The 26,585-nt window shown below is 67.7% G+C and carries 24 protein-coding genes; 14 read left to right on the top strand and 10 right to left on the bottom strand.

Annotation, left to right across the window (positions count from 1 at the left end; genetic code table 11):
* The first annotated feature begins 15 nt into the window (after positions 1-15).
* Positions 16-1,014 carry a sigma-70 family RNA polymerase sigma factor gene (locus ACWFRF_RS13305; RefSeq protein ID WP_378990649.1) on the top strand — a complete coding sequence of 333 codons (999 nt, stop codon included), beginning with the start codon at positions 16-18 and terminating at the stop codon, positions 1,012-1,014.
* Positions 1,015-1,027: 13 nt separating this feature from the next.
* On the opposite strand, the gene ACWFRF_RS13310 is transcribed toward ACWFRF_RS13305, so the two are convergent.
* Both ACWFRF_RS13310 and ACWFRF_RS13315 read right to left on the bottom strand, forming a co-directional pair.
* Positions 1,028-2,560 carry an acyl-CoA synthetase gene (locus ACWFRF_RS13310; RefSeq protein ID WP_378631673.1) on the bottom strand — a complete coding sequence of 511 codons (1,533 nt, stop codon included), beginning with the start codon at positions 2,558-2,560 and terminating at the stop codon, positions 1,028-1,030.
* 21 nt (positions 2,561-2,581) lie between these two features.
* Positions 2,582-3,619: an LLM class F420-dependent oxidoreductase gene (locus tag ACWFRF_RS13315; RefSeq protein ID WP_378658154.1), complete on the bottom strand. Its 1,038-nt coding sequence runs from the start codon at positions 3,617-3,619 to the stop codon at positions 2,582-2,584.
* 60 nt (positions 3,620-3,679) lie between these two features.
* Between ACWFRF_RS13315 and ACWFRF_RS13320 the strand changes: the two genes are divergently transcribed.
* The 5 genes from ACWFRF_RS13320 to ACWFRF_RS13340 are packed head-to-tail and all read left to right on the top strand — an operon-like array spanning position 3,680 to position 8,159.
* The gene (locus ACWFRF_RS13320) at positions 3,680-4,645 is read left to right on the top strand and encodes a Zn-ribbon domain-containing OB-fold protein (RefSeq protein ID WP_379313560.1); all 966 of its coding nucleotides are present in this window, start codon (positions 3,680-3,682) and stop codon (positions 4,643-4,645) included.
* Positions 4,646-4,691: 46 nt separating this feature from the next.
* The gene (locus ACWFRF_RS13325) at positions 4,692-5,687 is read left to right on the top strand and encodes a thiolase domain-containing protein (protein ID WP_378632448.1); all 996 of its coding nucleotides are present in this window, start codon (positions 4,692-4,694) and stop codon (positions 5,685-5,687) included.
* The gene (locus ACWFRF_RS13330) at positions 5,684-6,853 is read left to right on the top strand and encodes a thiolase domain-containing protein (protein WP_379313559.1); all 1,170 of its coding nucleotides are present in this window, start codon (positions 5,684-5,686) and stop codon (positions 6,851-6,853) included. Before ACWFRF_RS13325 ends, ACWFRF_RS13330 begins: the two co-directional genes overlap by 4 nt.
* Positions 6,850-7,740, top strand: coding sequence for a TIGR03619 family F420-dependent LLM class oxidoreductase (locus ACWFRF_RS13335; RefSeq protein WP_379313557.1), 891 nt, complete (start codon positions 6,850-6,852; stop codon positions 7,738-7,740). The genes ACWFRF_RS13330 and ACWFRF_RS13335 overlap by 4 nt, the downstream gene beginning before the upstream one ends.
* The gene (locus ACWFRF_RS13340) at positions 7,737-8,159 is read left to right on the top strand and encodes a nuclear transport factor 2 family protein (RefSeq protein WP_379313556.1); all 423 of its coding nucleotides are present in this window, start codon (positions 7,737-7,739) and stop codon (positions 8,157-8,159) included. The genes ACWFRF_RS13335 and ACWFRF_RS13340 overlap by 4 nt, the downstream gene beginning before the upstream one ends.
* A gap of 54 nt (positions 8,160-8,213) precedes the next feature.
* Here the strand turns inward: ACWFRF_RS13340 and ACWFRF_RS13345 are convergent, their stop codons facing one another.
* Positions 8,214-9,503 carry a cytochrome P450 gene (locus ACWFRF_RS13345; protein ID WP_378990654.1) on the bottom strand — a complete coding sequence of 430 codons (1,290 nt, stop codon included), beginning with the start codon at positions 9,501-9,503 and terminating at the stop codon, positions 8,214-8,216.
* 132 nt (positions 9,504-9,635) lie between these two features.
* Between ACWFRF_RS13345 and ACWFRF_RS13350 the strand changes: the two genes are divergently transcribed.
* Both ACWFRF_RS13350 and ACWFRF_RS13355 read left to right on the top strand, forming a co-directional pair.
* Positions 9,636-10,799 carry a steroid 3-ketoacyl-CoA thiolase gene (locus ACWFRF_RS13350; protein ID WP_378990655.1) on the top strand — a complete coding sequence of 388 codons (1,164 nt, stop codon included), beginning with the start codon at positions 9,636-9,638 and terminating at the stop codon, positions 10,797-10,799.
* A 365-nt stretch (positions 10,800-11,164) separates the two neighbouring features.
* Positions 11,165-11,581 carry a helix-turn-helix domain-containing protein gene (locus ACWFRF_RS13355; RefSeq protein ID WP_019044759.1) on the top strand — a complete coding sequence of 139 codons (417 nt, stop codon included), beginning with the start codon at positions 11,165-11,167 and terminating at the stop codon, positions 11,579-11,581.
* Positions 11,582-11,710: 129 nt separating this feature from the next.
* Here ACWFRF_RS13355 and ACWFRF_RS13360 read toward each other — a convergent pair whose 3' ends face one another.
* From ACWFRF_RS13360 to ACWFRF_RS13380, 5 genes are all read right to left on the bottom strand, one after another.
* Positions 11,711-12,745 (bottom strand): hypothetical protein, encoded by a 1,035-nt coding sequence (locus tag ACWFRF_RS13360; RefSeq protein ID WP_379313932.1) that lies wholly within the window; start codon positions 12,743-12,745, stop codon positions 11,711-11,713.
* Complete coding sequence (locus ACWFRF_RS13365) at positions 12,742-13,257, bottom strand: ImmA/IrrE family metallo-endopeptidase (protein ID WP_378631659.1); 516 nt, start codon at positions 13,255-13,257, stop codon at positions 12,742-12,744. Before ACWFRF_RS13365 ends, ACWFRF_RS13360 begins: the two co-directional genes overlap by 4 nt.
* A gap of 11 nt (positions 13,258-13,268) precedes the next feature.
* Positions 13,269-14,522, bottom strand: coding sequence for a hypothetical protein (locus ACWFRF_RS13370; protein ID WP_452450131.1), 1,254 nt, complete (start codon positions 14,520-14,522; stop codon positions 13,269-13,271).
* Positions 14,523-14,724: 202 nt separating this feature from the next.
* Positions 14,725-15,636 (bottom strand): SDR family oxidoreductase, encoded by a 912-nt coding sequence (locus ACWFRF_RS13375; RefSeq protein WP_378990659.1) that lies wholly within the window; start codon positions 15,634-15,636, stop codon positions 14,725-14,727.
* Between the two features lie 221 nt (positions 15,637-15,857).
* The gene (locus ACWFRF_RS13380) at positions 15,858-16,634 is read right to left on the bottom strand and encodes an SDR family oxidoreductase (protein ID WP_452450133.1); all 777 of its coding nucleotides are present in this window, start codon (positions 16,632-16,634) and stop codon (positions 15,858-15,860) included.
* Positions 16,635-16,704: 70 nt separating this feature from the next.
* Between ACWFRF_RS13380 and ACWFRF_RS13385 the strand changes: the two genes are divergently transcribed.
* The 6 genes from ACWFRF_RS13385 to arcA all read left to right on the top strand — a co-directional run bounded on the left by ACWFRF_RS13385 (position 16,705) and on the right by arcA (position 23,268).
* A complete protein-coding gene (locus ACWFRF_RS13385; RefSeq protein WP_056818882.1) occupies positions 16,705-17,469 on the top strand; it encodes an enoyl-CoA hydratase family protein in 765 nt (254 codons plus the stop codon).
* A complete protein-coding gene (locus tag ACWFRF_RS13390; RefSeq protein WP_266297857.1) occupies positions 17,466-18,356 on the top strand; it encodes a CoA transferase subunit A in 891 nt (296 codons plus the stop codon). The genes ACWFRF_RS13385 and ACWFRF_RS13390 overlap by 4 nt, the downstream gene beginning before the upstream one ends.
* Positions 18,353-19,099 carry a CoA-transferase subunit beta gene (locus tag ACWFRF_RS13395; protein ID WP_378990661.1) on the top strand — a complete coding sequence of 249 codons (747 nt, stop codon included), beginning with the start codon at positions 18,353-18,355 and terminating at the stop codon, positions 19,097-19,099. The genes ACWFRF_RS13390 and ACWFRF_RS13395 overlap by 4 nt, the downstream gene beginning before the upstream one ends.
* Positions 19,096-20,181, top strand: coding sequence for an NAD(P)H-dependent flavin oxidoreductase (locus ACWFRF_RS13400; protein ID WP_378990662.1), 1,086 nt, complete (start codon positions 19,096-19,098; stop codon positions 20,179-20,181). The genes ACWFRF_RS13395 and ACWFRF_RS13400 overlap by 4 nt, the downstream gene beginning before the upstream one ends.
* 369 nt (positions 20,182-20,550) lie before the next feature.
* The gene (locus ACWFRF_RS13405; protein ID WP_452450135.1) at positions 20,551-21,990 is read left to right on the top strand and encodes a basic amino acid/polyamine antiporter; all 1,440 of its coding nucleotides are present in this window, start codon (positions 20,551-20,553) and stop codon (positions 21,988-21,990) included.
* A gap of 27 nt (positions 21,991-22,017) precedes the next feature.
* Entirely contained in the window at positions 22,018-23,268 is a 1,251-nt protein-coding gene (arcA, locus tag ACWFRF_RS13410) for an arginine deiminase (protein ID WP_378990664.1), read from the top strand.
* Positions 23,269-23,277: 9 nt separating this feature from the next.
* Here arcA and ACWFRF_RS13415 read toward each other — a convergent pair whose 3' ends face one another.
* Positions 23,278-25,239, bottom strand: coding sequence for a molybdopterin-containing oxidoreductase family protein (locus ACWFRF_RS13415; protein ID WP_452450136.1), 1,962 nt, complete (start codon positions 25,237-25,239; stop codon positions 23,278-23,280).
* Positions 25,240-25,387: 148 nt separating this feature from the next.
* The gene (locus ACWFRF_RS13420; protein ID WP_378990805.1) at positions 25,388-26,551 is read right to left on the bottom strand and encodes an acetyl-CoA C-acetyltransferase; all 1,164 of its coding nucleotides are present in this window, start codon (positions 26,549-26,551) and stop codon (positions 25,388-25,390) included.
* Between the last annotated feature and the right edge of the window lie 34 nt (positions 26,552-26,585).

Raw genomic sequence — 26,585 nt, forward strand, 5'->3', positions numbered from 1 at the left:
TGGCATCGTGAAACTATGAGCGACGCCACAACCGCCACCACCGGCCCCGATCCCGCTGTACTCGCCGAATTCGAGACGCATCGGCGCGAGTTGTGCGCGTATGCCTACCGGATGCTCGGGTCCTCCTTCGAGGCCGAAGACGCAGTGCAGGAAACCTTTACCCGCGCCTGGCGCTCCTACGATTCCTTCGAGGGCCGCGCGAGCCTGCGCTCGTGGCTCTACAAGATCGCCACCAATATCTGTCTGGACATGCTCGACCGTCCCCAGAGTCGTGCCAGACCGATGGATCTCAACGGGCCGGGCCGCCCGGATTCACCGCTGCCCATGCCCCAGCCCGACTACGTGTGGATCGAGCCGATCCCGAACGCGCTGGCCTTCGGCGCAGACCCGGCCGACCACGCCTCCACCAGGGACACGCTGCGCCTGGCGTTCGTCGCGGCCTGCCAGCACCTGCCCGCCACTCAGCGCGCGATCCTGATCATGCGCGAGGTGCTGCGCTTCTCCGCGGGTGAGACCGCCGAGGCGCTGATGATGTCGCCGGCGTCGGTGAACAGCGCGCTGCAGCGGGCCAGGGCCACCATGTCGAAGGTGCAGCCGACCGTGTCCGACAGCTTCGACGAGACCGATCCGGATCAGCGCAAACTGATCGACGATTTCGTCAAGGCGTTCGAGGCCTACGACATGGACGCGCTCACCACCCTGCTCAAAGCCGATGTGGCGCTGTCGATGCCGCCGTTCGATCTCTGGATCTCGGGCCCGGAGAACGTGGCCGCGTTCATGCTCAGCACGGGCAGCGCGTGCCGCAATTCGCGGATGGTGCCGCTGGTCGGCGCCAACGGTTCGCCCGCCTTCGGCCACTACAAGCCGAGCGAGGAGCCCGGCGTCTGGGTGCCGTGGTCGATCACGGTGCTCGAACTCGAGGGCGACACCATCGCCGGCCTCAACTTCTTCCTCGACACCCAGCGCCTGTTCCCGCTCTTCGGGCTCGAGCCGGAGTGGCGCGAGCCCGTCTGAGCGGGAACGAAATTCAGAGCAGGCGGCGCTTGTACAGCTTCCCGTTGGGATCGCGGGGCAGCTCCGCACGGTATTCCACCGTGCGGGGCAGCTTGTACTTCGCGAGCTGGCTCGCGGCGAATTCGAGGATGTCGGTGGTGAGTTCGTCGCTGCCCTCGGTGCCGGGCACCGGTTGCACGAACGCCTTCACCTGCTGACCCCAATCCGGGTCGGGCACACCGAGAACCGCCACATCGGCGATCTTCGGGTGGCTCATCAGCACGCCCTCGATCTCGGCCGGGTAGATGTTCACCCCACCGGACAGGATCAGATCCGAACGCCGGTCGCAGAGGAACAGGTAACCGTCGGCGTCGAAGTAGCCGATGTCGCCGACGGTGAACATCTCACCGACGCGCGACTCCTCGGTCTTCTCCTTGGCCTTGTGGTACTCGAAGCTGGATGCGCCCATCTTCATGTAGATCAGGCCCTCTTTGCCCGCGGGCAGTTCGGTGCCGTCCTGCTCGTCGAGCACCTTCACCACCGACCACGGCCACGCCTTGCCCACCGAGCCCGGCTTTTCCAGCCACTCGGCGCCGGTGATCACCGTGCCGCCGCCTTCGGTCGCGGCGTAGTACTCGGTGACGACCGGTCCCCACCACTCGAGCATGCGTCGCTTGGTGTCCGGCGGGCACGGTGCCGCACCGTGGATCATGCTGCGCAGCGAGGACATGTCGTAGCGGGCCCGCACCTCGTCGGGCAGGGCCAGCAGCCGGTTGAACTGGGTGGGCACCATGTGACTGTGGGTGACCTTGTACTTCTCGATCAGCGCGAGCATGCCTTCGGCGTCCCAGCGATCCATCAGCACGAGCTTGTGCCCCATCTGGATCGAGATCGTCGAGTTGTTCAGCACGGCCGTGTGATAGAGCGGCGAACCGCAGATGTGCACGTGATCGTCGTAGGGACCGAGGCCGAACAGGCTGAAGTAGGCCTGGTTCGCCGCGGGAACGACATCGGGATCCGCACCGGTCAGCGGGCGGCGAACGCCCTTGGGCCGACCGGTGGTGCCCGAGGTGTAGAGCATCGGCGCGCCGATGGACCGCTCGTCCGGACGACCGGTGTCGGCGGCGCCGAGCCAGGACACCGGCCGGAAGCCGGGGATGGTGCCCGCCGAGAAACGGGCGTCGGCGGACAGTTCCGCGAGGTCGGCGGCCTCGGCTGCGGTGTCGGCGAACCGCTCACTGGCCAGGAACGCCGACGCCTCGCTGTCGCCGAGGATGTAGGCGATCTCCGGCGCGGTGAGGTGCCAGTTCACCGCGACGATATAGAAACCGGCTTGGTAGGCGGCGAAGTACGCGGCGATGGCCTCGACCCCGTTGTGCAGCATGCTGACCACCACGTCGCCGGTGCGCAATCCGATGCCGCGTAGCCCGTTGGCGTACCGGTTGGCGAGGGTGGCCAATTCTCGATAGCTGATCTCTCTACCGTCCGGGTCGACGAGGGCGATCCGTTCGGGATCGGCCTCGGCGATATTCCACAGTCCGAGGACTTCCGTTGTCTGCTGGCTCACCCCTCGAATTTAGAACGTGTTCTACATGGTGACAAGGGGTTGGAGCCGACGCATTTGTTCGGCATCCGAGACTGAGATCAGCATCATCGTCACGCCCGCGTCCTCCCATTCCTTCAAGCGGGAGCGGACATGGGCCTCGTCGCCGAAGATCGCGGTGTCGGTGATCAGCTCGTCGGGCACCGCCGCCGCGGCCTCGGCCTTGCGTCCCGCCTGGAACAGTGCGGAGATCTCGTCGACCTCGGCGGCGTAGCCCATCCGCTTGTACACCTGAGCGTGGAAGTTCAGCTCGGGCGCGCCCATGCCGCCGATGTAGAGCGCGCTCACCCAGCGCATCCGCTCGATCTCGCCGGCCGGATCGTCGGTGATCACCACCTGCGCACTCGCCGCGATCTCGAAGTCGTCGCGCGAACGGCGCGCGCCCGGCCGCGCGAAGCCCTCGTCGAGCCACTCGTTGTACATCCCGGCCAGTCGGGGTGCGTAGTAGATCGCGAGCCAGCCGTCGGCGATCTCAGCGGTCTGTGCGACGTTCTTCGGACCCTCCGCACCCAGCCAGATCGGCAGATCGGCGCGCAGCGGATGCACGATCGGCTTGAGCGGTTTGCCGAGCCCGGTCGCTGCGGGACCCGTGTAGGGCAGACCGTAGTGCTTGCCGTCCGAGGTCACCGGCGCCTCGCGGGCCAGCACCTTGCGCACGATGTCGACGTACTCGCGCGTGCGCCGCAGCGGCTGCGCGAAGGGCTGTCCGTACCAGCCCTCCACCACCTGCGGTCCGGAGACGCCGAGGCCGAGAACGGCCCGGCCGCCGCTGAGGTGATCCAGCGTGAGCGCGTGCATCGCGGCCGCCGCGGGAGTACGGGCCGACATTTGCGCGACCGAGGTGCCCAGCCGCACGCGCTCGGTGGACGACCCCCACCAGGCCAGCGGGGTGAAGGCGTCCGAGCCCCACGACTCGGCCGCGAACACCGCGTCGAAGCCGGTTTCCTCGGCCGCGACCACCAGCTCGCCTGCGTTGGCGGGCGGCTGCGCGCCCCAGTATCCGAGTTGCAATCCGAATTTCATGATCGGCGCCCTTTCGGCGAATCCTTGCGAGCAGAATAAGAACCTGTTCTACTCGATATCGTGACCCAGGGGAATACCGCAGTGGAAGTATTGAGTGCACCCCTGAGGGTGCGATTCGACTACACCAGGTCCGTCGGACCCATCATCGGCGCATTTCTGACCGGACTGCGCGAACGCCGGATACTCGGCGCGCGCGGCAGCGACGGGCGAATACTCGTGCCACCGCCCGAATACGATCCACACACCAGCGCGGCGCTGGCCGAACTGGTCGAGGTCGCGGCGACCGGCACCGTCACGTCCTGGACGTGGGTGTCCGAGCCGTTGCCCGGCCAGCCGTTCGACCGACCGTTCGCATGGGCGCTGATCCAGCTCGACGGCGCCGACACGGCGTTGCTGCATGCCCTGGACGTGACCGACCCAGGACAACTCAGCACCGGAATGCGGGTCAGTGCCCGCTGGGCCGACGAGCGTTCCGGCCGCATCCAGGACATCGCCTGCTTCGAACCCGGCGAGCGCACCAGCCCCGCCGACTACTCCGAACAAACACCGATCACCATCCTGACCACGCCCGTCGACCTCGACTACAAGCACACGGCCTCTCCGCAGGAGAGCGTCTATCTGCGCGGGCTGGCCGAAGGCAAGCTCATCGGCGGCCGCTCCGAAGCGGGCGGGCGGGTGTACTTCCCGCCGCGCGGCGCCAACCCGACCGACGGCAGACCCACCGACGATCTGGTCGAGCTGTCCGACAAGGGCACGGTGACCACCTTCTGCATCGTCAACGTGCCGTTCCTCGGCCAGCGGATCAAGCCGCCGTACGTGGCCGCCTATGTGCTCCTCGACGGCGCCGACATCCCGGTCCTGCACCTGATCCTCGGCTGCGAGGCCGACGAGGTGCGGATGGGCATGCAGGTCGAGGCGGTGTGGAAACCCCGCGAGGAGTGGGGCCACACGCTGGCCAACATCGACCACTTCCGGCCCACCGGGGAGCCCGACGCTCCCTACGAGTCCTACCAGCACCACCTCTAGAGAGGCGACGTTGACCACATCAGCATCCTCCGGCAGCGACGCGAGCCTGCCCGAGATCGCGGTGGTGGGCTTCGCCCACGCACCACACGTACCCGAAACCCACGGCACCACCAACGGCGTCGAGATGCTCGTGCCGTGCTTCCAGCAGCTCTACGCCGATCTCGGCATCACCAAGTCCGACATCGACTTCTGGTGCTCGGGGTCCTCCGACTTCCTCGCCGGACGCGCGTTCTCGTTCATCTCGGCGATCGATGCGATCGGCGCCGTCCCGCCGATCAACGAATCGCACGTGGAGATGGACGCCGCGTGGGCCCTCTACGAAGCGTGGGTGAAGCTGCGTTCCGGACAGGCGCAGACCGCACTCGTGTACGGCTTCGGCAAGTCGTCGGCAGGCACGCTGCGCCAGGTGCTGACCATGCAGCTCGACCCCTACCTGGTCGCGCCGATGTGGCCCGACGCGGTCTCGATCGCGGGTCTGCAGGCACGTGCCGGCCTGGACTCCGGCCGGTGGACCGAGCAGGACATGGCGGCGGTCGCGGGCGGTGACCTCGGCGCACCCTACGTAGCCGACCCGCTGCGCGCCCACGACATCGCGCCGATCACCGACGGCGCGGCCGCGATCGTGCTCGCGGTCGGCGACCGTGCGCGCGAGCTCTGCGAGCGGCCCGCGTGGATCACCGGAATCGCGCACAACATCGACGCCCAGGCGCTCGGCGGTCGCGACCTGACCCGCTCCCCCTCCACCACCAAGGCGGCCGCGGTGGCGACCGGCGGCAACACCACCTTCGACGTCGCCGAGCTGCACGCGCCGTTCAGTCACCAGCAGTTGATCCTCGCGGAAGCGATCGGGCTGTCCGCGGACACCCGGATCAATCCCTCCGGTGGCGCCCTCGCCGCCAATCCGATGTTCGCCGCGGGTCTCGAACGAATCGGCAGCGCCGCCCAAGCCATCATGTCCGGCACCGCGAACCGGACCCTCGCTCATGCGACCAGCGGCCCTGCGCTGCAACAGAATCTGGTCGCCGTCATGGAGGTCAAGTGAGCTTCCCCGCAGCGGTGCTCGGCACCGGCCAAACCCATCACGTGACAAAACGTACGGACGTGTCCATGTCGGGCATGTGCCGTGAGGCCATCGATCGCGCACTCGATGACGCGGGTCTGACCATCGCCGACATCGACGCTGTCGTCGTCGGCAAGGCCCCCGACTTCTTCGAGGGCGTCATGATGCCCGAGCTGTACATGGCCGAGGCGCTCGGTGCGGCGGGCAAGCCGTTGATCCGCGTGCACACCGCGGGCTCGGTCGGCGGCTCGACCGGCGTCGTCGCCGCCAACCTGGTGCAGGGTCGGGTGCACAAGCGCGTCCTCGCCATCGCCTGGGAGAAGCAGTCGGAGTCGAATGCCATGTGGGCGTTGTCGATTCCGGTGCCGTTCACCATGCCGGTCGGCGCGGGCGCGGGCGGCTACTTCGCCCCCCACGTGCGCTCCTACATCCGTCGCTCGAACGCACCACTGCACATCGGCGCCATGGTGGCGGTGAAGGATCGACGCAACGGCGCGAAGAACCCGCTCGCACACCTGCATCAGCCCGACATCACGCTCGAGTCGGTGCTGGCCTCCCAAATGCTCTGGGATCCCATCCGTTTCGATGAGACCTGCCCGTCGTCGGACGGCGCGTGCGCCGTGGTGATCGGCGATGCCGAGGCCGCCGCGGTGGTCGAAGCCGAGGGCAAGAAGGTGGCCTGGGTACACGGCACCGCGATGCGCACCGAGCCGACCACCTTCTCGGGTCGCGACCAGGTGAATCCGCAGGCGGGCCGGGACGCGGCCACGGCCCTGTGGAAATCGGCCGGGATCACCGATCCTCTGGAAGAGATCGACGTCGCCGAGATCTACGTGCCGTTCTCCTGGTTCGAGCCGATGTGGCTCGAGAATCTCGGCTTCGCGGCCGAGGGCGACGGCTGGAAGCTCACCGACAAGGGTGAGACGGAGATCGGCGGGCGCATTCCGGTGAACCCGTCGGGCGGCGTCCTCTCGTCCAACCCGATCGGCGCCTCCGGCCTGATCCGGTTCGCCGAAGCGGCCAAGCAGGTGATGGGCCGCGCGGGTGCGTACCAGGTGCCGAACGCGCGCAAGGCCCTCGGCCATGCGTACGGCGGTGGCTCCCAGTACTTTTCGATGTGGGTCGTGGGAAGCGAGCGTCCGGCATGAAATTCACCCTCGGTGTCGCACTGAGCCCCTTGGATCAGCTCACCGAGCTGGCCAAGACGGCCGAAGAATGCGGGTTCACCTCCATCGGCCTGCCCGATTCGCTGTTCTACATGAAGTCACAGGCCGCCGACTACCCGTACACCCCGGACGGCAGCCGCTTCTGGGGGCCGGAGACTCCGTGGGTGGATCCGCTGATCGCCGCCGCGTCCATGGCCGCGGTCACCACGAACCTGCGCTTCTACACCAATGTCCTCAAGCTCGGCTCGCGCAATCCGCTGCTGCTGGCCCGTCAAGTCGGCTCGATCGCCAACCTGTCGGGCAACCGGTTCGGGTTCGGTATCGGGATCGGCTGGGCACCTGAGGAATTCGAATGGTGCGGTGTCCCGTACGCGCGTCGCGGCGCCAGAGTCGACGAGATGATCGAGGTCATCCGGCTCGTCCTCGACGGCGGCATGGTCGAATTCCACGGCGAGTTCTTCGATTTCGACCAGCTGCAGATGAGCCCCGCGCCGAGCGAGCGGGTGCCGTTCTACATCGGCGGGCACACCGGCCCGGCGCTGCGCCGGGCCGCCCGCATCGGTGACGGCTGGACCTCGGCGATGATGAAGTTCGACGACCTGGTCACCACCATCGGCACGCTGCGCGATCTGCGTGCCGAATACGGCCGGTCCGAGGAGCCCTTCGAGATCCAGTCCGTCTGTATCGACAAGTTCGGCCGCGACGGCTATCAGGACCTGGCCGACGCGGGCGTCACCGACAACATCGTGGTGCCGTGGCTGGCCGACGGCATCGGGTTCGACGGCGAGCTGGCGGCCAAGCAGGACTCGCTGCGCAAGTTCGCCGAGAAGTACATCGCCGACCCCATCATCGCGAAGGTGCAGCCATGACCACCATCGAACGCACCGCCCGTGCCGCGGGCCTGGCATCTCAGGCCGCGGTCAGGGCGAAGGACCGGGCGGCCTGGGTCGCCCTGTTCGCCGAGGACGGCATCGTCGAAGATCCCGTCGGTCCTTCGGGTTTCGATCCGGAGGGCGTCGGCCACCGCGGCCACGAGGCCATCGGCGCCTTCTGGGACAAGGCCATCGCCCTGACCGAATCCATCGAATTCCGCTTCGAGGACTCCTTCGCCTGCGGGAACGAAATCGCCTTCACCGGCCTGATCCGCACCACCATGGCCGGCCACGTCATCGACGCCGAGGGCGTGTTCACCTACAAGGTCGATGCCGACGGGAAGATCGCCGCTTTGCGCGCGTTCTGGGAAGTGGACCGCGCGGTCGCGACCACGCGTCCCGTCGTTCAGCAGTAAACGCGAGAACAGCCCGGGACCTTTCGGTCTCGGGCTGTTCTCGTTGTCAGCGACTCAGTGCGCGACGGGGCAGCCGGCGGGCTTGTAATCGACCGGCAGCTCCTTGATCCCATTGAGCCAACCCGAACGCAGCCGCTTCGGATCACCGATTTGCGTGATATCGGGCAGATGATCAGCAATCGCGTTGAAGATCAGATCGACCTCGAGCCGAGCCAGGTTCGCGCCGACGCAGAAGTGGGCGCCGGTGCCGCCGAAGGCCAGGTGCTGGTTGTCGGCGCGGGTGATGTCGAACGTCTCCGGGTTCTCGAACACGTCCTCGTCGAAGTTTGCCGAGCGGTACAGCATCACGAGCCGCTGGCCCTTCTTGATCTGCACGCCGCCGAGTTCGGTGTCCTCGAGCGCGGTGCGCTGGAAGGAGGTCACCGGGGTGGCCCAGCGGATGATCTCGTCCGCCGCGGTGGCGGGGCGCTCCTTCTTGAACAACTCCCACTGGTCGGGGTTCTCCATGAAGGCGATCATGCCGTGGGTGATGGCATTGCGGGTCGTCTCGTTGCCGGCGACGGCCAGAACGATCACGAAGAAGCCGAATTCCTCCGGCGTGAGGTGCTCGCCGTCGACGTCGGCCTCGATCAGCGTGGTCACCAGATCGTCGGCCGGACAGGCCTTCCTGGCTTCGGCCATCTGGTAGGCGTAGCCGAGGATCTCCATCGACGCGGCGACCGGATCGGCGGTGCTGTCGGGATCGTCGTAGCTGGTCATGTCGTTGGACCAGTCGAAGACCTTCATCCGGTCCTCCTGCGGCACACCGATCAGTTCGGCGATCGCCTGCAGCGGCAGCTCACACGCCACCTGGGTGACGAAGTCACCGCTGCCGGACTCGAGGGCTCGCTTCACAATGCCCTCGGCACGGGCCGAGAGTTCGGCGCGCAGGCCGTTGATCGCGCGCGGGGTGAAGCCCTTGGCGATCAGCTTGCGCAGCTTGGTGTGCTCGGGGGCGTCCTTGTTCAACAGGACGAAGCGCTGCAGTTCGATCTGCTCGCGCTGGATGTCGTCGTTGAAGCGCGGGATCGCGGTGTTCTCGAAGGTGGAGAACACATCGCTGCGGCGCGACACCTCTTTGACGTCGGCGTGCTTACTCACCACCCAGAAGCCGTCGTCATGGAACCCGCCCACCTCGGGCGACTGCGGGTTCCACCAGATCGGGGCCGTACGACGCAGTTCGGCGAACTCCTCGGCCGGAATCCGCTCGGCGTAGATCGCCGGGTCGGTAACGTCGAACCCGTCCGGCAGGTTCGGCCGGGCACCCGTCACGGGGCCGGCGTGTGCGGTGCTCGGATCTACCACCAGATGTCTCCTTCGACAAACTGAAACACGTTCTATAATCATTCAAGCATAGCGGTCGCCGCGACGGAAGAACCTCGCGGTTTTACCCTGAGCTCAAGATCAGAACCTGTTGCAGTTATAAGGGAGAATCACATGGGCACACCCGTGATCGTCGAGGCCGTGCGGACCCCCATCGGCAAACGTCGAGGGCAACTTTCGGGACTGCACGCCGCCGAATTGCTCGGCCTGGCCCAGCGCGGACTACTCGACCGGGCGGGTCTCGACCCGGCCGAGGTCGAGCAGGTGATCGGCGGCTGCGTCACCCAGGCGGGCGAGCAATCCAACAACGTCACCCGCGTCGCCTGGCTGCACGCGGGCCTGCCGTGGCAGACCGGCGCGACCACGATCGACGCCCAGTGCGGCTCGGCCCAGCAGGCCAACCACCTCATCGCGGGCCTCATCGCCACCGGCGCGATCGACGTCGGCGTCGCGTGCGGCGTCGAGGCGATGAGCCGGGTGCCGCTCGGCGCCAATGTCGGCACCGAGGCGGGGCCGCGACGGCCCGCGTCGTGGTCGATCGATCTGCCCGACCAGTTCGGCGCCGCCGAGCGCATCGCCCGCAGGCGCGGGATCACCCGGTCCGATATCGACGAATTCGGTTTGCGCTCCCAGCAATTGGCGGCCAAGGCGTGGGCCGAGGGCCGCTACGACCGCGAGGTACTTCCGGTCTCGGCGCCGGTACTCGATGGCGAGGGCGTGGCCACCGGCGAAAAGGTGGAGGTCGCCCGCGATCAGGGCCTGCGGGCGACCACCCGCGAAGGGCTGGCGGCGCTGAAACCGGTCGTGGCCGACGGCATCCACACCGCGGGCACCTCGTCCCAGATCTCCGACGGCGCCGCCGCCGTGCTGCTGATGGACGAAACCGTCGCGCGCCGAAAGGGTTTGCGTCCGCGCGCCCGGATTCACACCCAGGTACTCGTCGGCGCCGAACCGGAGTTCCATCTGGACGGTCCGGTGCAGGCGTGCACCCGACTGCTCGAGCGCTCCGGAATGACGATTGGCGATATCGATCTATTCGAGATCAACGAAGCATTCGCGTCGGTCGCACTTTCGTGGGCTGCCGTACATCAACCTGACATGGAACGGGTAAATGTCAACGGCGGCGCGATCGCAATCGGGCATCCTGTGGGCTCTACCGGCTCCCGATTGATCACGACCGCGTTACACGAACTCGAACGCACAGGTCAGGGCACTGCCATGGTGCTGATGTGCGCAGGCGGCGCACTGGCGACGGGCACCATCATCGAGCGCCTGTAGACTGACCCTTACCGAAACCGGGCGCCCAGGTTGAACATTCATCCCAGGGCGCCCGGAACGTGTCGTACGCCACAAAGTCACGGGGGGCAGGGGGATCATGAGATGTCAGCTATCTTTGGGCTATCATGGGGGCATGGTGGAAGAACCCCGCGACGGGCACGAACCCGGGCACCCCAGCGCTCCACAAGAGTCGTTGGCGCGACCCGCAAACGCGACCGCCGCCGCCCCTGCACGCAGGTGAGCGTCGGAAATCGTAGAGAAATCCCCAATCAGGCGTAGGTTTTCAGTTACTGAGCCGCTAATATCAATGATACGTATCCGAGATAACGACTGTTAGTACAGTGAAGGGAATTGGGCGGCTCACAATGGCTGATTTCGCGGCGCGGCTGAACAAGCTGTTCGAAACCGTGCATCCCCCGGGGCGCAAGCCGCACACCAACGCAGAGGTTGCGGCTGCGCTGACTGCCTCCGGGCATCCGATCTCGAAGCCGTATCTCTCGCAGTTGCGGTCGGGACAACGAACGAATCCGTCCGACGAGACGGTGGCCGCCCTGGCGAAGTTCTTCAAGGTCAAGCCTGACTACTTCTTCAACGATATCTACGCGGCCAAGATCGATCACGACCTGGAGCTGCTCGCGCAGCTGCAGGGTTATGGACTTCGTCGACTGTCGAGTAGGGCATTCGACCTGTCCGAAGAATCACAGAATCTGCTCACCTCGATGGCGGAGAAGCTACGGGCCAGCGAAGGCTTGCCCGAAATTCCTCCGGACGGAACAGAATAGGATCCACGCAGCGGCCGGCCTGACGCACCTGATGGTGTCCTGGGTACGGCCGTAAATAGGTCGGATACGCAGACAACGGGCCTGAGACGGTGTAAATCACCAGCTCAGGCCCGTTTTCTGCGTATCGACCTAGGTCGAGGAAGCGGCGTTCTGCGGTGCCGTCTTCGCGTCGGCCACCGCGTACTCGTACTGATTCGACAGCGCCAGCACCCAGCCGCGGGGGCTGATGCCGGGCGGCGGTGCGATCCATCGCGCGTCGACGAACAAGTCCCCCAACGGATTTCGCGCCCACTCGGCCACCACCGCGGCCCGCTGCGGCACCGAACTCGGCGGCTCACCGGCCGCCGGGATCACGATGCCGCTGCCGGAGAGCAGATACAGCGCGTCCATCACCTGTGCCATGTGATCGGAAGCCTTGAGCTGGGCCGAGGTGGCGTTCTGTTCGGGCGCGACCACCTCGGGGAACCGGCCGACCATCAACTGGTGCAGCGGACGGATCTTGCGCAGCAGGAGCTTGGCCCGCCACCACAGCTCGATCACGATCGACACGGCACCGAGCGCGATCAGCAGCGCCGCGATCTCCCACGCGGCCCAGCCCCACAGCGGTTCGTTGGGCGGCGTCGGCGCGGCATTCTGGAACGCGCGGCCCACATTGGCGACCGCGAGCACCGCGACCATCGCGGTGCCCGTGATGTAGATGGCGATGCCACGACCGAGGATCGTCCAGTCCAGGTTGCGCAGACCGGTGGTGACGATGAACACCGCGCCGAGCGCGACGGCGATCCAGCCGAAGGTGAACGACCACGCCAGGGTGATCGCGATCGCCACCGCGCCGATGCCGTACACGACCATCGCGACCTGGCGCAGGTTGCGCCGCGAGACCACCGGCCACGCCGCCGAGGCCACCACCGAGGTGGCCGTGGTGAACAGGATCCAGGCGGAGATCACGAGACCGGTGGACAGCCAGCCGCTGTGCACACCGCCCTTCATCAGGTTGTCGATGGCAACAGCCATCTCGGGTATGGCGACGGTGACCGCGAGTGCCACGGCGGCGACCGCGACGACGATGGCCACGCGGGCGGTCGTCGCGGGCTTCACCAGCACGCGACCCACTCGCGCACCCGCGGCAACCCAGACCAGCAGGGCTGTCAACCAGAGTGTCATCCGAGTGCCTCATCGAATCGAAGGACCGAGACGCCTGCGCCCCGGTTGCTGAATACGCGCAGGCGCGTCATGAGCATGGCCGCGAAGGTCTCGGCTTCCCATTCGGCGAGATCGTCGGCGCCGTCGTCGACGATCTGCGCGTGGGCGCGCTGGCTGAGCATGTAGGCGATCAGATCGTCGCTGACCTCGAGGGTCGTCTCCACCGCGGGCGCGCCCTCGTGGTCGAAGACGATGTGGCCGAGTTCGTGGGCGAGGGTGTGATCGCGACTCGGGAGAGCGTCGGCGAGCACGATGATGTCGCGTTCGGGGTAGAACCGGCGCTGACCGCACACGCCGGGGCCGAGGTTCGCGCTGGTGATCTCGATTTCGCGTTTGCGCTCCAGCGAGATGGCATGGACCACCTCGTCGAGGCTGGTGGCGTCGGAGTCGGCGGCCACCGCGCACACCGCGTCGACGGCGGCGGCGACGCGGCGATAGGACCGGGAGGTGCTCTGGGTCTTGCTCTTACTCATCGAAGATCCCCTCACGACCTCGGTCCGAAGAACTCGGCACGCGCCGCGTTCACCCGCGCTTGGGCTGCCGCGGCACCTTGGAAACTCACTGCGCCCGAACCGGTTCCGGCCAATGTGAGCGCTATCAGGCCGCCGATCACCGACAGGAGTTCGGGTTCGGGCAGGCCGCTGTTGTCACTGGTCGGCTTGAACTCGTGGTTCGGCTTGGCCGCCGGTGCCGGTGCCGCCGCGGCGGGTGGTGCGGCGGGGGCCGGAGCCTCGGCCGCCGATGGTGCGGCGGCTGGAATGGGTACTGCCACAGCGATATTCGGAACACCGGGGACCGCGGGAGTGGGTGGGATCGCGATCGACGGAAGCGCCGGAACGGCCGGGACCGAAGGGATCGGGATCAGCAACAACAGCAGGGGCGAGGCCGAGCCGACCGCCGCCGAACCGACAGCGGCGGAACCGACAGCGGCCGAGCCCGCACCCGCGGAACCTACCGCGGCGGAACCGGCGGCAGCGGAACCCACTGCGGCAGAACCTGTTCCGAGGACAGCCGAGCCCGCGCCGAGGGCGGCCGAACCGGTACCCGCGGCGGCCGAGCCGACTGCGGCCGAGCCGGTACCGAGTACCGCGGCGGCACCGGCCGAACCCGTGCCGAGTACCGCCGCGGCACCGGCCGAACCCGTGCCGAGCACTGCGGCGGCGCCTGCCGAGCCGGTGCCGAGGACGGCGGCCACGCCAGCGGAACCGGTACCGAGAACCACCCCGAGACCTGCCGAACCGGTACCGAGCAGCACTCCGAGCCCCGCGGAACCGGTGCCGAGGACCACGCCCGCGGCGGCCGAACCCGCGCCTGCCGCGGCCGAGCCCGCGGCGGCCGATCCGGAGAGCGGGCCCGCGACTTCTTTCCTGGGAACGTCAGCGCTGGACTGGCCGGGGATGGTGAGCGGGGTCCATTCGCCTTCACCGGCGACCGGGGCGCCCGCCTGCGGAGCAACCGGGTCGGAACCGGGAGCCGGGTTGGTCGCCTGACCGTTGCCGTTGCCTTGGGTCTGCCCCTGACCGGGCAGGCTGAGCTCATCGGGCTTGGGAGTCGGAGTGCTCTGACCGCCGTTGCCACCGCTGCCGTTGCCCTGCCCCGAGCTTCCGCTGCCGGGGGCCTGCGCGGCAGGCGTCGGCGGCTTCTCCGGGGCCGCCGTGGCGACCGCGGGCCCTAACAACGCACAGCCGGCCAGCACACTCGCAGCGGCAAACACGCGCAACATGCGACCAATGGCCATGCGCTAGATCATCCCCTTAGTTATTCAGCGCAGAATTACCCCCGGTCGCGACACATTCCGGGATCGACGAACAGTAGCCCATAGTAAACCCACGGTCCCGGGACCGCAGAAGAGAGCAAGAGTCGTCCAGCCCCCTGGACGTGTGTGACATGCCATAAGTGCAGGCCGGGGACATTTCCCCGGCCGCACGCCTCAAAGTTTGCTATGCACCGTACACAGGCTCCGGCGGGGTGCTCTTCTCGATCAGTTCCTTGACGACCGGACCCAGTTCGGCGGGGTTCCAGCGAGCGCCGCGATCGACCGGGGTGCCGTGCATCCAGCCCTGCGCCAGCGCCACCTTTCCGCCTTCCACCTCGAACATCCGGCCGGTCACCCCGGCGGATTCGGTGCTGCCGAGCCACACCACCAGCGGTGAGACGTTCTCCGGAGCCATCGCGTCGAAGCCCGCGTCGGGGGCGGACATGGTGTCGGCGAAGACCGTCTCGGTCATCCGGGTGCGGGCGGCGGGAGCGATGGCGTTCACGGTCACGCCGTAGCGCCCGAACTCGGCCGACGCGGTCAGTGTGAGACCCGCGATACCTGCCTTGGCTGCGCCGTAATTGCCCTGGCCGACGCTGCCCTGCAGACCGGCGCCGGAGCTGGTGTTGATCACGCGGGCGTCCACCGGGCGGCCCGCCTTCGACTCACCCCGCCAGTACTCGGCCGCGTGCCGCATGGTGGCGAAGTGGCCCTTGAGGTGCACGCGCACGACAGCGTCCCACTCGTCCTCGCCGAGGTTCACCAGCATGCGGTCACGCACGAAGCCCGCGTTGTTGACCAGCACGTCGAGGCCGCCGAAGGTGTCGACGGCCTGACGGATCAGGCGGCGGGCGCCTTCCCAATCGGCGACGTCGTCGTAGTTGGCGACGGCCTCGCCACCGGCCGCGACGATCTCGTCGACGACCTGCTGAGCGGGGGTTTCCGTGGTGGCTGCGCCGTCGAGGGCGGTGCCGACATCGTTGACCACCACGCGGGCGCCCGCCGCGGCGAAGGCCAGGGCGTGGGCGCGGCCTATTCCGCGGCCTGCGCCGGTGACGATTACGGTGCGGCCTGCGCAGATCACCTGGTCAGTCATGTGTAGCTCCTGTGTTTGTTGGCGGCTGGCGCCGCGGGATTTTCGGCCCTGAGGGCCTCGCATCCGAAGGGCGATACTGCGCCTTCGGCGTTCCGTCTCGCCCTTCGGATGCGAGGCGGCCGAAAATCGTGGTGGTTGGGGTGGGTGGGTGGCGTTGGTTGCGGCAGGTGGGGAATGTTCAGTCGCTGGACGGGATGGCTACTGCGGGTTCGCATCGGCGGCTAGTTGTTCGTGTTGGCGGCGTCCAGGAAGGCGGGGCGTTCGCCGCCGCCGTGGACGAGCAGGGCGGCGCCGCTGATATGGGCGGCCAGGGGGGAGGCCAGGAACAGTGCGGCGTTGCCGACGTCGGCGGGGTTGGCCAGGCGGCCGAGGGGGACGGTCTTCGCTACGGCGGCGACTCCGTCGGCGTCGCCGTAGTGCAGGTGGCTGAGTTCGGTTTCCACCGGGCCGACGACGACGGAGTTGAGCCGGACTTTCGGGGCCCATTCGACGGCCAGCGAGGAGACCAGGTTGTCCAGGCCCGCTTTGGCCGCGCCGTAGGCGGCGGTGCCGGGTGAGGGGCGGTGGCCGCTGACGCTGGTGATCATCACGATCGAGCCGCCCGCGTCCTGCTTCTGCATCAACGCGTTCGCCTGCTGCGAGATCAGCAGCGGCGCGAGGAGGTTCAGCTCCACGATCTTGGCGTGGAATTTGGGGCTCGCGGCGTCGGCCATCGCGAACGGCGCACCACCCGCGTTGTTCACCACATGGTCGATCCGGCCGTGCCTGGCGACGATCTCGGCGAACATCGCCGGCACCGCGTCGACATCGCGCACATCGCAGGTGAGGTGTTCGGTGCCGCGGTCCCCTACCGCGATCGGCTCGTCGGCCGGTCTGCGTGCGCAGGTCAGCACCGTCGCGCCCGCGGCGAGGAAGGCCCGGCTGATTCCGGCGCCGACACCTCGGACGCCACCCGTCACCAGAACGATCTGCTCGGAAAGGTCGATTTCTACAGCCACCGTGTTAACCTACCAAGCAATTGCTTGCTTTGTCTCGGGTTCGCCGGGGCGCGCACGAGGAGACATCGCGATGGGGATAAACCGTCACACCGAAGCCGACGGGGTAGAGGTCGTCACAGTCGACTACCCGCCGGTCAACGCCCTGCCCTCGGACGGCTGGTTCGCACTGGCCGACGCCGTCCGGGCAGCGGGCCGCAACCAGGAGACCCGGGTGGTCGTGCTGCGCGCGGAGGGCCGCGGATTCAACGCGGGCGTCGACATCAAGGAGATGAACGCCGACGTCGGCCATACCGCGCTGATCCGCGCCAACCACGGCTGTTTCGACGCCTTCGCCGCGGTCTACGACTGCGAGGTGCCCGTGGTCACCGCAGTGAACGGCTTCTGCCTCGGCGGCGGCATCGGCCTGGTCGGCAACTCCGACGTCATCGTCGCCTCCGACGACGCCACCTTCGGCCTGCCCGAAGTGGACCGTGGCGCGCTCGGCGCCGCCACGCACCTGTCCCGGCTGGTCCCCCAGCACCTGATGCGCACCATGTTCTACACCGCGGGCAAGCTCACCGCCCAGCAGCTGCACCACTTCGGCTCGGTGTACAAGGTGGTGCCGCGCGCCGAACTCGACGCCGCCGCGATGGACGTGGCGAAGAACATCGCGAACAAGGACGGCCGCGTGATCCGCGCCGCCAAACGCGCGCTCAACGGCATCGACGTGCAGGACGTGCACCGTTCCTACCGCTACGAGCAGGGCTTCACGATGGAGCTCAACCTCGCCGGTGTCGCCGACGAGATCAGGGCGCGCTTCGACGACGATCTCGCCGCGCAGAAGAAGGAGAGCTGAAAGCCATGCGCGACAAGAGAATGACCCTCGACGAGGTGGTCGGTGAGCTGCGCAGCGGCATGACCATCGGGATCGGCGGCTGGGGTTCACGACGCAAGCCGATGGCGCTGGTGCGCGCCCTGCTGCGCTCCGACGTCACCGACCTGACCGTGGTCACCTACGGCGGCCCCGACCTGGGTCTGCTGTGTTCGGCGGGCAAGGTCCGCAAGGCGTACTACGGATTCGTGTCGCTGGATTCGGCGCCGTTCTACGACCCGTGGTTCGCGAAGGCGCGCACCGAGGGCGCGATCACCGTGCGCGAGATGGACGAGGGGATGGTGAAGTGCGGGCTGCAAGCGGCCGCCGCGCGACTGCCCTTCCTGCCGATCCGGGCCGGGCTCGGATCGGCGGTGCTCGACTTCTGGGAGGGCGAGCTGAAGACCGTCGCGTCGCCGTATCCCGCCGCCGACGGTCGCGTCGAGACCCTGGTCGCGATGCCGGCGTTGAATCTCGACGCGTCGTTCGTGCACCTGGATCTGGCCGACAAGCACGGCAACGCCGCCTACACGGGCGTCGACCCGTACTTCGACGATCTGTACTGCCTGGCGGCGGAGCGTCGCTACGTCTCGGTGGATCGCATCGTCGAGACCGAGGAACTGGTGAAAGCCGTTCCGCAACAGTCGATCATCCTCAACCGCATGCTGGTCGACGGTGTGGTGGAGTCACCCGGTGGCGCGCACTTCACCTTCTCCGGCAGCTACGGGCGCGACGAGAAGTTTCAGAAGCACTATGTGGCGGCCGCGAAGACGCCGGAGTCGTGGGCCGAGTTCAAGGCCCGCTACCTGGATGTCTCCGAAGAGGAATACCAGTCCGCGGTAGCCGCGTTCGCTGAGGAGCAGAAGCTATGACAATTACTCGTGCCGAGGTCTGCGTCGTCGCCGCCGCGGAGATCTTCCGCGGGGCCGGTGAGATCATGGCCAGCCCGATGTCGACGGTCACCACCATCGGCGCCCGGCTGGCCCGGCTCACCTTCGAACCCGACCTGCTGCTGTCCGACGGCGAGGCGCTGTTCTTCGCCGAGGTACCGGCGATCGGGGCCAAAGCCCCTGTTGAGGGCTGGATTCCGTTCTCCCGGGTGTTCGACGTGGTCGCCTCGGGCCGTCGCCATGTGGTGATGGGCGCTAACCAGATCGACCGGTTCGGCAATCAGAACCTGTCGGCCTTCGGTCCGCTCCAGCAGCCGACCAGGCAGATGTTCGGTGTGCGTGGCGCGCCCGGCAACACCATCAACCACGCGACCAGCTACTTCGTGCCCCGCCACAACAACCGGGTGTTCGTCGAGAAGGTCGACATCATCTCCGGAATCGGTTACGACAGAATCGATCCCGAGAACCCCGCGTACCGCTTCCATCATCTGCACCGGGTGGTGACCAACCTGGGCGTGTTCGACTTCAACGGTCCCGACCACACCCTGCGCGCGCTGTCGCTGCACCCGGGCGTGAGCGCGGCCGAGGTCGCGGAGAACACCTCCTTCGAGATCGCCGAGCTGGGTTCGGCGGGCGAGACCAGGCTGCCGACCGAGGAAGAGCTGCGGATCATCCGAACCGTGCTCGATCCCAAGGGTTTCCGGGAGAAGGAAGTAGCGGCATGAGCGCGCGCTTGCGGACTCCGCTGACCGAGCTGGTCGGCATCGAGCACCCGGTCGTACAGACCGGCATGGGCTGGGTCGCCGGCCCACGACTGGTCGCGGCCACCGCCAACGCGGGCGGACTCGGCATTCTCGCCTCGGCGACGATGACGTTCGAGGAGCTCGAGGCGGCGGTCGCCAAGACCAAGTCGCTCACCGACAAACCCTTCGGCGTGAACATCCGCGCCGACGCCACCGACGCGGGCGAGCGCATCGAGCTGCTCATCCGCGAGCAGGTACGCGTCGCGTCCTTCGCGCTCGCGCCGAAGAAGGAACTCATCGCCCGGCTCAAAGACGCCGGTGTCGTGGTAGTTCCGTCGATCGGTGCCGCCAAGCACGCGGTGAAGGTGGCGTCCTGGGGCGCCGACGCGGTGATCGTGCAGGGCGGTGAGGGCGGTGGGCACACCGGCCCGGTCGCCACCACGCTGCTGCTGCCGTCGGTGCTCGACGCGGTCGATATCCCGGTGATCGCGGCGGGTGGCTTCTTCGACGGTCGCGGCCTGGCCGCCGCGCTGTCCTACGGCGCGGCCGGTGTCGCGATGGGCACCCGCTTCCTGCTCACCCAGGAGAGCACCGTTCCCGAGGCCGTGAAGCAGGAGTACCTGGCGCGCGGCCTCGGGGACACGGTGGTGTCGGTGAAGGTCGACGGCATGCCGCATCGGATGCTCAACACCGAACTGGTGACCAAGCTCGAGCACTCCGGCGGCTGGCGCGGCCTGTCGGCGGCGGTGTCGAACGCGGCCAAGTTCAAGAGCATGACCGGCATGAAATGGTCGACGCTGATGCGTGACGGTCTGGCCATGCGAAAGACCAAGGACCTCAGCTGGTCTCAGGTCGTGATGGCGGCGAACTCGGCGATGCTGACCAAGGCCGGTCTCGTCGAGGGTCGCACCGACGCGGGCGTGCTGCCCGCGGGCCAGGTCACCGGCATCATCGACAGCCTGCCGACGGTGGCGGAGCTGATCGACGGGATCGTCGCCGACGCCATCGTCCGGATCGAGGCGGTCTCGGCGCTCACCGTCGAGTCCGCCGCCGAAGCCCACTGACCCGGAGCCGTACCCGGCTCCCGCCACGAACTCGCCCCGATCGACGGCCCTGAGCCAACCGTCGGTCCCACGGGGGCGATCGAGCACCGGACCCGATGCCGCACTCACGAGGTGCGCATCGGGTCCGGTGCATTTTCGGTTCAGGGCGTCTCGTGGTCGCGACACGCGCTCGAACCCGCTCCCGACGGTGCCCGGTCGCCTAAAGTTTGCCGGACATCGACATCGCACCGGGAGGTCGCATGGACGCCGAGTTCTCACGGCAGGTCCACGACTCTACGGTGCCGGTATGCGCGATGATTGCCACCCTCCTCGCCGCGCCCCTCGGCCCGTGTCCGCCCCATCGCCACACCGACCCGCAGGAGCAGCGCGATGACAGCCTCGGAACAGACCGCGACCAAGAAGATGCCGCTGCTGACCTTGTCGGCGATGGTGGTCGGCTCCATGGTCGGTGCGGGCGTCTTCTCGCTGCCGCGCAACTTCGGCCAGGCCACCGGCGGATTCGGCGCGATCATCGCCTGGACGATCGCCGGCACCGGAATGCTGATGCTGGCGTTCGTCTTCCAGACGCTGGCCGTGCGCAAACCAGACCTCGACGCCGGTGTCTACGCCTACGCGAAGGCCGGCTTCGGTGAGTACCTCGGTTTCTTCTCCGCGTTCGGGTACTGGGCCAGCGCCTGTGTCGGCAATGTCAGCTACTGGGTGCTGATCAAGTCCACCCTCGGGCAGGTGCTGCCCATCTTCGGTGAGGGCAACACCGTTCCCGCGGTGCTGCTGTCGACGGTGTGCATCTGGGCGTTCCATTTCATGGTGCTGCGCGGGATCCAGGAAGCCGCCACCATCAACCAGATCGTCACCGTGGCCAAGCTGGTGCCGATCCTGGTGTTCATCGTGGTGCTGCTGTTCTACTTCGACCCCGGTGTCTTCGCCGACAACTTCTGGGGCGGCGACGCGTATTCCGAATCGCTGGTCGAACAGGTGCGTTCGACCATGTTGGTGACAGTGTTCGTGTTCCTCGGCATCGAGGGTGCGAGCGTGTACTCCAGGTACGCGCGCAAGCGCGAGGACATCGGTCGCGCCACCGTGCTCGGATTCCTCAGCGTGCTGGCTATTTTCGCGTCGGTGACCATGGTGTCGTTCGGCATCATGCCGCGTGACGAACTCGCCGTGGCGCAGCAGCCGTCGATGTCGCCGGTCTTCGAATCCGCCGTCGGTACCTGGGGTGCCTGGTTCATCAGTATCGGACTGATCATCTCGGTCCTCGGCGCCTACCTGGCCTGGACGCTGATGGCCGCGGAGGTGCTGTTCGTGGCGGCGAAGGACCGGGACATGCCGTCGTTCCTGGCCCGGGTCAACGCCGCGAATGTGCCGGTGGTCGCGCTGATCTTCACCACCGTGCTGATCCAGATCGTGCTGGTCACCACGCTGTTCTCCGACGACGCGTTCACCTTCACCCTCAAGCTGTGCAGTTCGCTGTCGCTGATGCCGTACCTGCTGGCCGCGGCCTACGCGCTCAAACTCGCCTACACCAGAGAGACCTACGAGCGGATCCAGCCGGGCGACCGCACCAAAGAGCTCGTCATCGCCTTCGTCGCCACCTTCTACACCGCGTTCATGCTCGTCGCGGCCGGCCTCGAATTCCTGCTGCTGTCGTGCATCATCTACGCGCCCGGCACCATCCTGTTCGCCCTGACCCGTCGCGAGGCGGGCAAGCGGATCTTCTCGCTCTGGGAGGCGGTCCTGTTCGGCGCCGTCGCCCTCGGCGCTGTTGTCGGCATCGTCGGCCTGGCGACCGGCGCCATCTCGATCTGAGTCCGCCCGATCTTTCGAGGAGCAGAAATGACCGGAACCCCCGCCACCGCGTTCGGCGTCCATTCCGAAGTCGGCACGCTGCGCAAGGTGCTGGTCTGTGCGCCCGGCCTGGCGCACGAACGGCTCACTCCGACCAACTGCGACGACCTGCTCTTCGACGACGTGCTGTGGGTGCAGAACGCCAAGCGCGACCACTTCGATTTCATGACGAAGATGCGCGACCGCGGCGTCGAGGTGGTCGAGCTGCACAATCTGCTCGCCGAGACCCTCGCCGTGCCCGGCGCGAAGGACTGGATTCTCGACCGCAAGATCGTGGCCAACGAAGTCGGGCTCGGGCTGATCGACGACACCAGGGCCTACCTGGACTCGGTGGACGACCGGACCCTGGCGACCTACCTCATCGGCGGACTCGCGACCGCGGACCTGCCCGCCGAATTCCGTTCCGGTTACCTGGCGCTGGCGCGCGAGCAGGCCGGGGTCCGTGAGTATCTGATGCCGCCACTGCCGAACACGCTCTACACCCGCGACACCACCTGCTGGCTCTACGGCGGCGTCACCCTCAATCCGCTGTACTGGCCCGCCCGGCACGACGAGACGCTGCTGATGGCGGCGATCTACGCGTTCCATCCCGACTTCACCGGCGCGAAGGTCTGGTGGGGAGATCCCGAACAGGATTGGGGACTGGCCACTTTCGAGGGCGGCGATGTGATGCCGGTCGGCAACGGGGTGGTGCTGGTCGGGATGAGCGAACGGACGTCCAGGCAGGCGATCACCCAGGTCGCCGCGTCGCTGTTCGCCGCCGGTGCCGCCGAGCGCGTGATCGTGGCGGGGATGCCGAAGCTGCGCTCGGCCATGCACCTCGACACCGTGTTCACCTTCGCCGACCGCGACCTGGTGACGGTGTATCCCGACATCGTCTACAACATCCACCCGTTCTCCCTGCGGCCCAGCGACCGCGCACCCGGTGTCGAGGTGACCGAGGAGACCGCGCCGTTCCTCGACGTGGTGGCCGCATCGCTGAACCTGCCGAAGCTGCGGGTGGTGGAGACCGGCGGCGGCTACTACGCCAACGAACGCCAGCAGTGGGACAGCGGCAACAACCTGGTCGCGGTCGAACCCGGCGTCGTGTTCGCCTACGACCGCAACACCCACACCAACGCGGCCCTGCGCAAGGAAGGCGTCGAGGTGATCACCATCGTCGGCGCCGAACTCGGCCGCGGCCGCGGCGGCGGCCACTGCATGACCTGTCCGCTGATCCGCGACGCCGTCGAGTTCTGAACGCGGCGATCAGCGGGGGCGCACCTCGACGCGGTTGTCGTGGAACACCGCGCCACCGCCGTAGTCCGAATCTCGTTCGGCGATCGTGGCGTTCACGGTGGCACCGCCGGTGAACTTCGCCCAGCGGCCCTTGGTGGTGCCCGCGACTCCGGGCCGCACCCGGTCCGATACCTCGGCGACGGCCTCGAACGAGCCGCGATCGTTGGAGACGACCACCGCGGCGCCGTCGGCGATGCCCCGCGCGGCGGCGTCGCCGGGGTGCAGGGTGATGCTGGATTCGCCTGCGCGACGCCGCAATTCCGGGTTGGAGCCGAAGGAGCTGTTCAGGAAGTAGTGCGAGGCGGCGGAGATCAGCACCAGACCGTCGCCGGAATCGGCGGGGGGTGTGTAGTCCGGCAGCGGGTCGTGACCCGCCGATTCCGCTCTGGCGGAGACGAACTGGAGCTTGCCTGCGGGCACCGGACCGGCCTGCACCTTGAGGAACCCCTCGGCCCTGAGCCGGTCGAGGTCGTAGCCCTTCAGCAGCTGCCCGGCCAATTCTTCGTCGGAGTCGTACAGCGCCGGTTCGGTCAGACCCAGCCGATGCGAGAGTCTGCGAAAAGTCTCTGTCGTGGACAGGCATTCGCCCGGCGGCTCGACAGCGGGCTCGTTCCAGATCAGGTAGAGGTGGCCGTAGCCGGCGAGCACGTCGAGGTGCTCGGGTTGCATCGTGGCGGGGAGCACGATGTCGGCGTAGTCGACGGTGTCGGTGCCGAAGTGCTCGAGGACCACGGTGAACAGGTCCTCGCGCGACAGCCCCTCGATCACGCGACGCTGGTCGGGATTCGAGCCGACCGGATTGGCCCCGATCACGAACAGTGCCTTCACCGGCGGCTCATCGGTCTCGAGCAGGGCTTCACCGAGTCTGGTCATCGAGAGTGTGCGGACCGGGTGCGCCAGCAGGTCGTCGCGGGTCAGCGCGGCTTCGTCGAGCCGGAAGTGCCCGCTGGTCGAATAGTGCAGTCCCCCACCGGGTATCGCCCAGTCGCCGGTGACGCCGGGCAGGCAGGCGAGCACGCGCAGGGCCATCCCGCCGCCGGCGTGGCGCTGCATGCCCTGGGAGGCGCGGATCGCGGTCGGCCTGGTGCGCGCGATCCTTTCACCGAGCGCGACGATCTGATCTTCGGGAACGCCCGTGATCGCCGCGGTGCGTTCCGGCGTGAATTCGGTGATGCGGTCCCGGAATTCGGGCCAGCCCTCGGTGTGTTCGGCGATGAACTCCTCGTCCTGCGCGCCGAGCGAGACGATCACGTGCAGCAGGCCGAGCGCCAGCGCGGCGTCGGTGCCGGGCAGCGGGGCGATGTGCTCGTCGCAGCGTTCGGAGGTCTTGGTGCGCACCGGGTCGATCGACACCAGGTACGCGCCGCTGTCCTGCACGAACTTCCACAGATGATGGCCGGAGGTGAGCGGGTTGGTGCCCCACAGCAGGATCAGTTTCGACTGCGCGAAGTCCTCGGGGTCCATGCCGCCGGAGGTGCCGAGGGTGTAGCGCAGGCCGGTGCCGCCCGCGACCGAGCAGATGGTCGGCGCGTGATGCGACGCCCCGAGCAGGTTGAACATCCTGCGCCCCGGAAAGCCTTCCAGCCCTTGGATATAGCCCAGGCTGCCGGTGCCGTGGAACGGCCAGACCGCCTCACCACCGAATTCGTCGATGATGCCGGTGACGCGCGTGGCGATCTCGTCGAGCGCATCGTCCCAGCTGATCCGCTCGAACTGGCCCGACCCCTTCGGCCCCACCCGGCGCATCGGATACCGGAGTCTGCCCGGCGCACCGACCTGCTCGAGATACCGGTTCACCTTCACGCACAGCGCACCGCGCGTGACCGGATGGTCCTTGTTCCCGCGCAGCCCCGTGGCCACCCCGTCCTCGACGGTCACCACCCACGAGCACGCGTCGGGGCAATCGAGCGGGCATGCACCGAGCACCTTCACCAGGCCATCATAGGTGGGATGAATCACCCCCGCCGGGCCGGACGTGCCCGCCGCGCTGCGGCGCTGGGATGTGGCGACCCAATGGTGGCGAACGAAGAGTGGTCCCCGGCGAAACCCGCCGAGGACCACCATTTTTCGAACGGCGGAGCTACTTCTTGTCGGCGTCCAGACGCTCGATGATCGTCACGTTGGCCGTGCCGCCGCCCTCGCAGATGGTGAGCAGGCCGTAGCGGCCGTTCACCCGCTCGAGCTCGTTGAGCAGGGTGGCGAACAGCTTGGCGCCGGTCGCGCCGAGCGGGTGGCCGAGCGCGATGGCCCCACCGTTGACGTTCACCTTCGCGGGATCGGCGCCGATCTCCTTGATCCAGGCCAGCACCACCGGGGCGAAGGCCTCGTTGATCTCGATGACGTCGATGTCGTCGATGGTCAGGCCGGTCTTCTCCAGCGCCCACTGGGTGGCCGGGATCGGCGCGCTGAGCATGAAGATCGGGTCGGCGCCGCGCGCGCTGACGTGATGGATGCGGGCGCGCGGGGTCAGGCCGTACTCCTTGACCGCCCATTCCGAGGCGAGCAGGGTGGCGCTGGCGCCGTCGGAGATCTGGCTGGCCACCGCCGCGGTGAGCGGGCTGCCCTCCGACAGCGGCTGCAGCGACGCCATCTTCTCCAGGCTGGTCTCGCGCGGACCCTGATCGACGGTGAAGTCGCCGACCGGCACGATCTCGTTGTCGAAGCGGCCCTCGGTGATGGCGGTCTTGGCGCGCTGATGGCTCTGCAGCGCCCAGCGCTCCATGTCCTCGCGGCTGATGCCCCACTTCTCGGCGATCATCTCGGCGCCCTTGAACTGAGAGACCTCGCCGGTGCCGTAGCGCGAGTCCCAGCCCTTGGCGCCGATGAACGAGGACTCGAAGCCGTAGGGCTTGGCCGCGAGCATGGCGGCGCCGATCGGGATGGCGCTCATGTTCTGCACGCCGCCTGCCACGATGACCTCGGCGGTGCCGCTCATGATGGCCTGCGCGCCGAAGTTGATCGCCTGCTGGCTGGAACCGCACTGCCGGTCGACGGTGACGCCGGGGACCTCTTCGGGGTATCCCGCGACCAGCCACATGGTGCGGCCGATATTGCCCGCCTGCGGGCCGAGGTTGTCGACACAACCGACGATCACGTCGTCGACGACGGCCGGGTCGATGCCCGTGCGCTCGACGAGCCCACGCAGCGCGGCCGCGCCGAGATCGGCGGAATGCACCTCGGCCAGCGCGCCACCGCGCTTGCCGACCGCGGTACGCACCGCATCGATCACATAGGCCTCCCGCAACGGGGCATAGGGGCGGCGCTCGGCGGATGCGGTC

The sequence above is a fragment of the Nocardia sp. NPDC055165 genome (genome assembly GCF_053606985.1).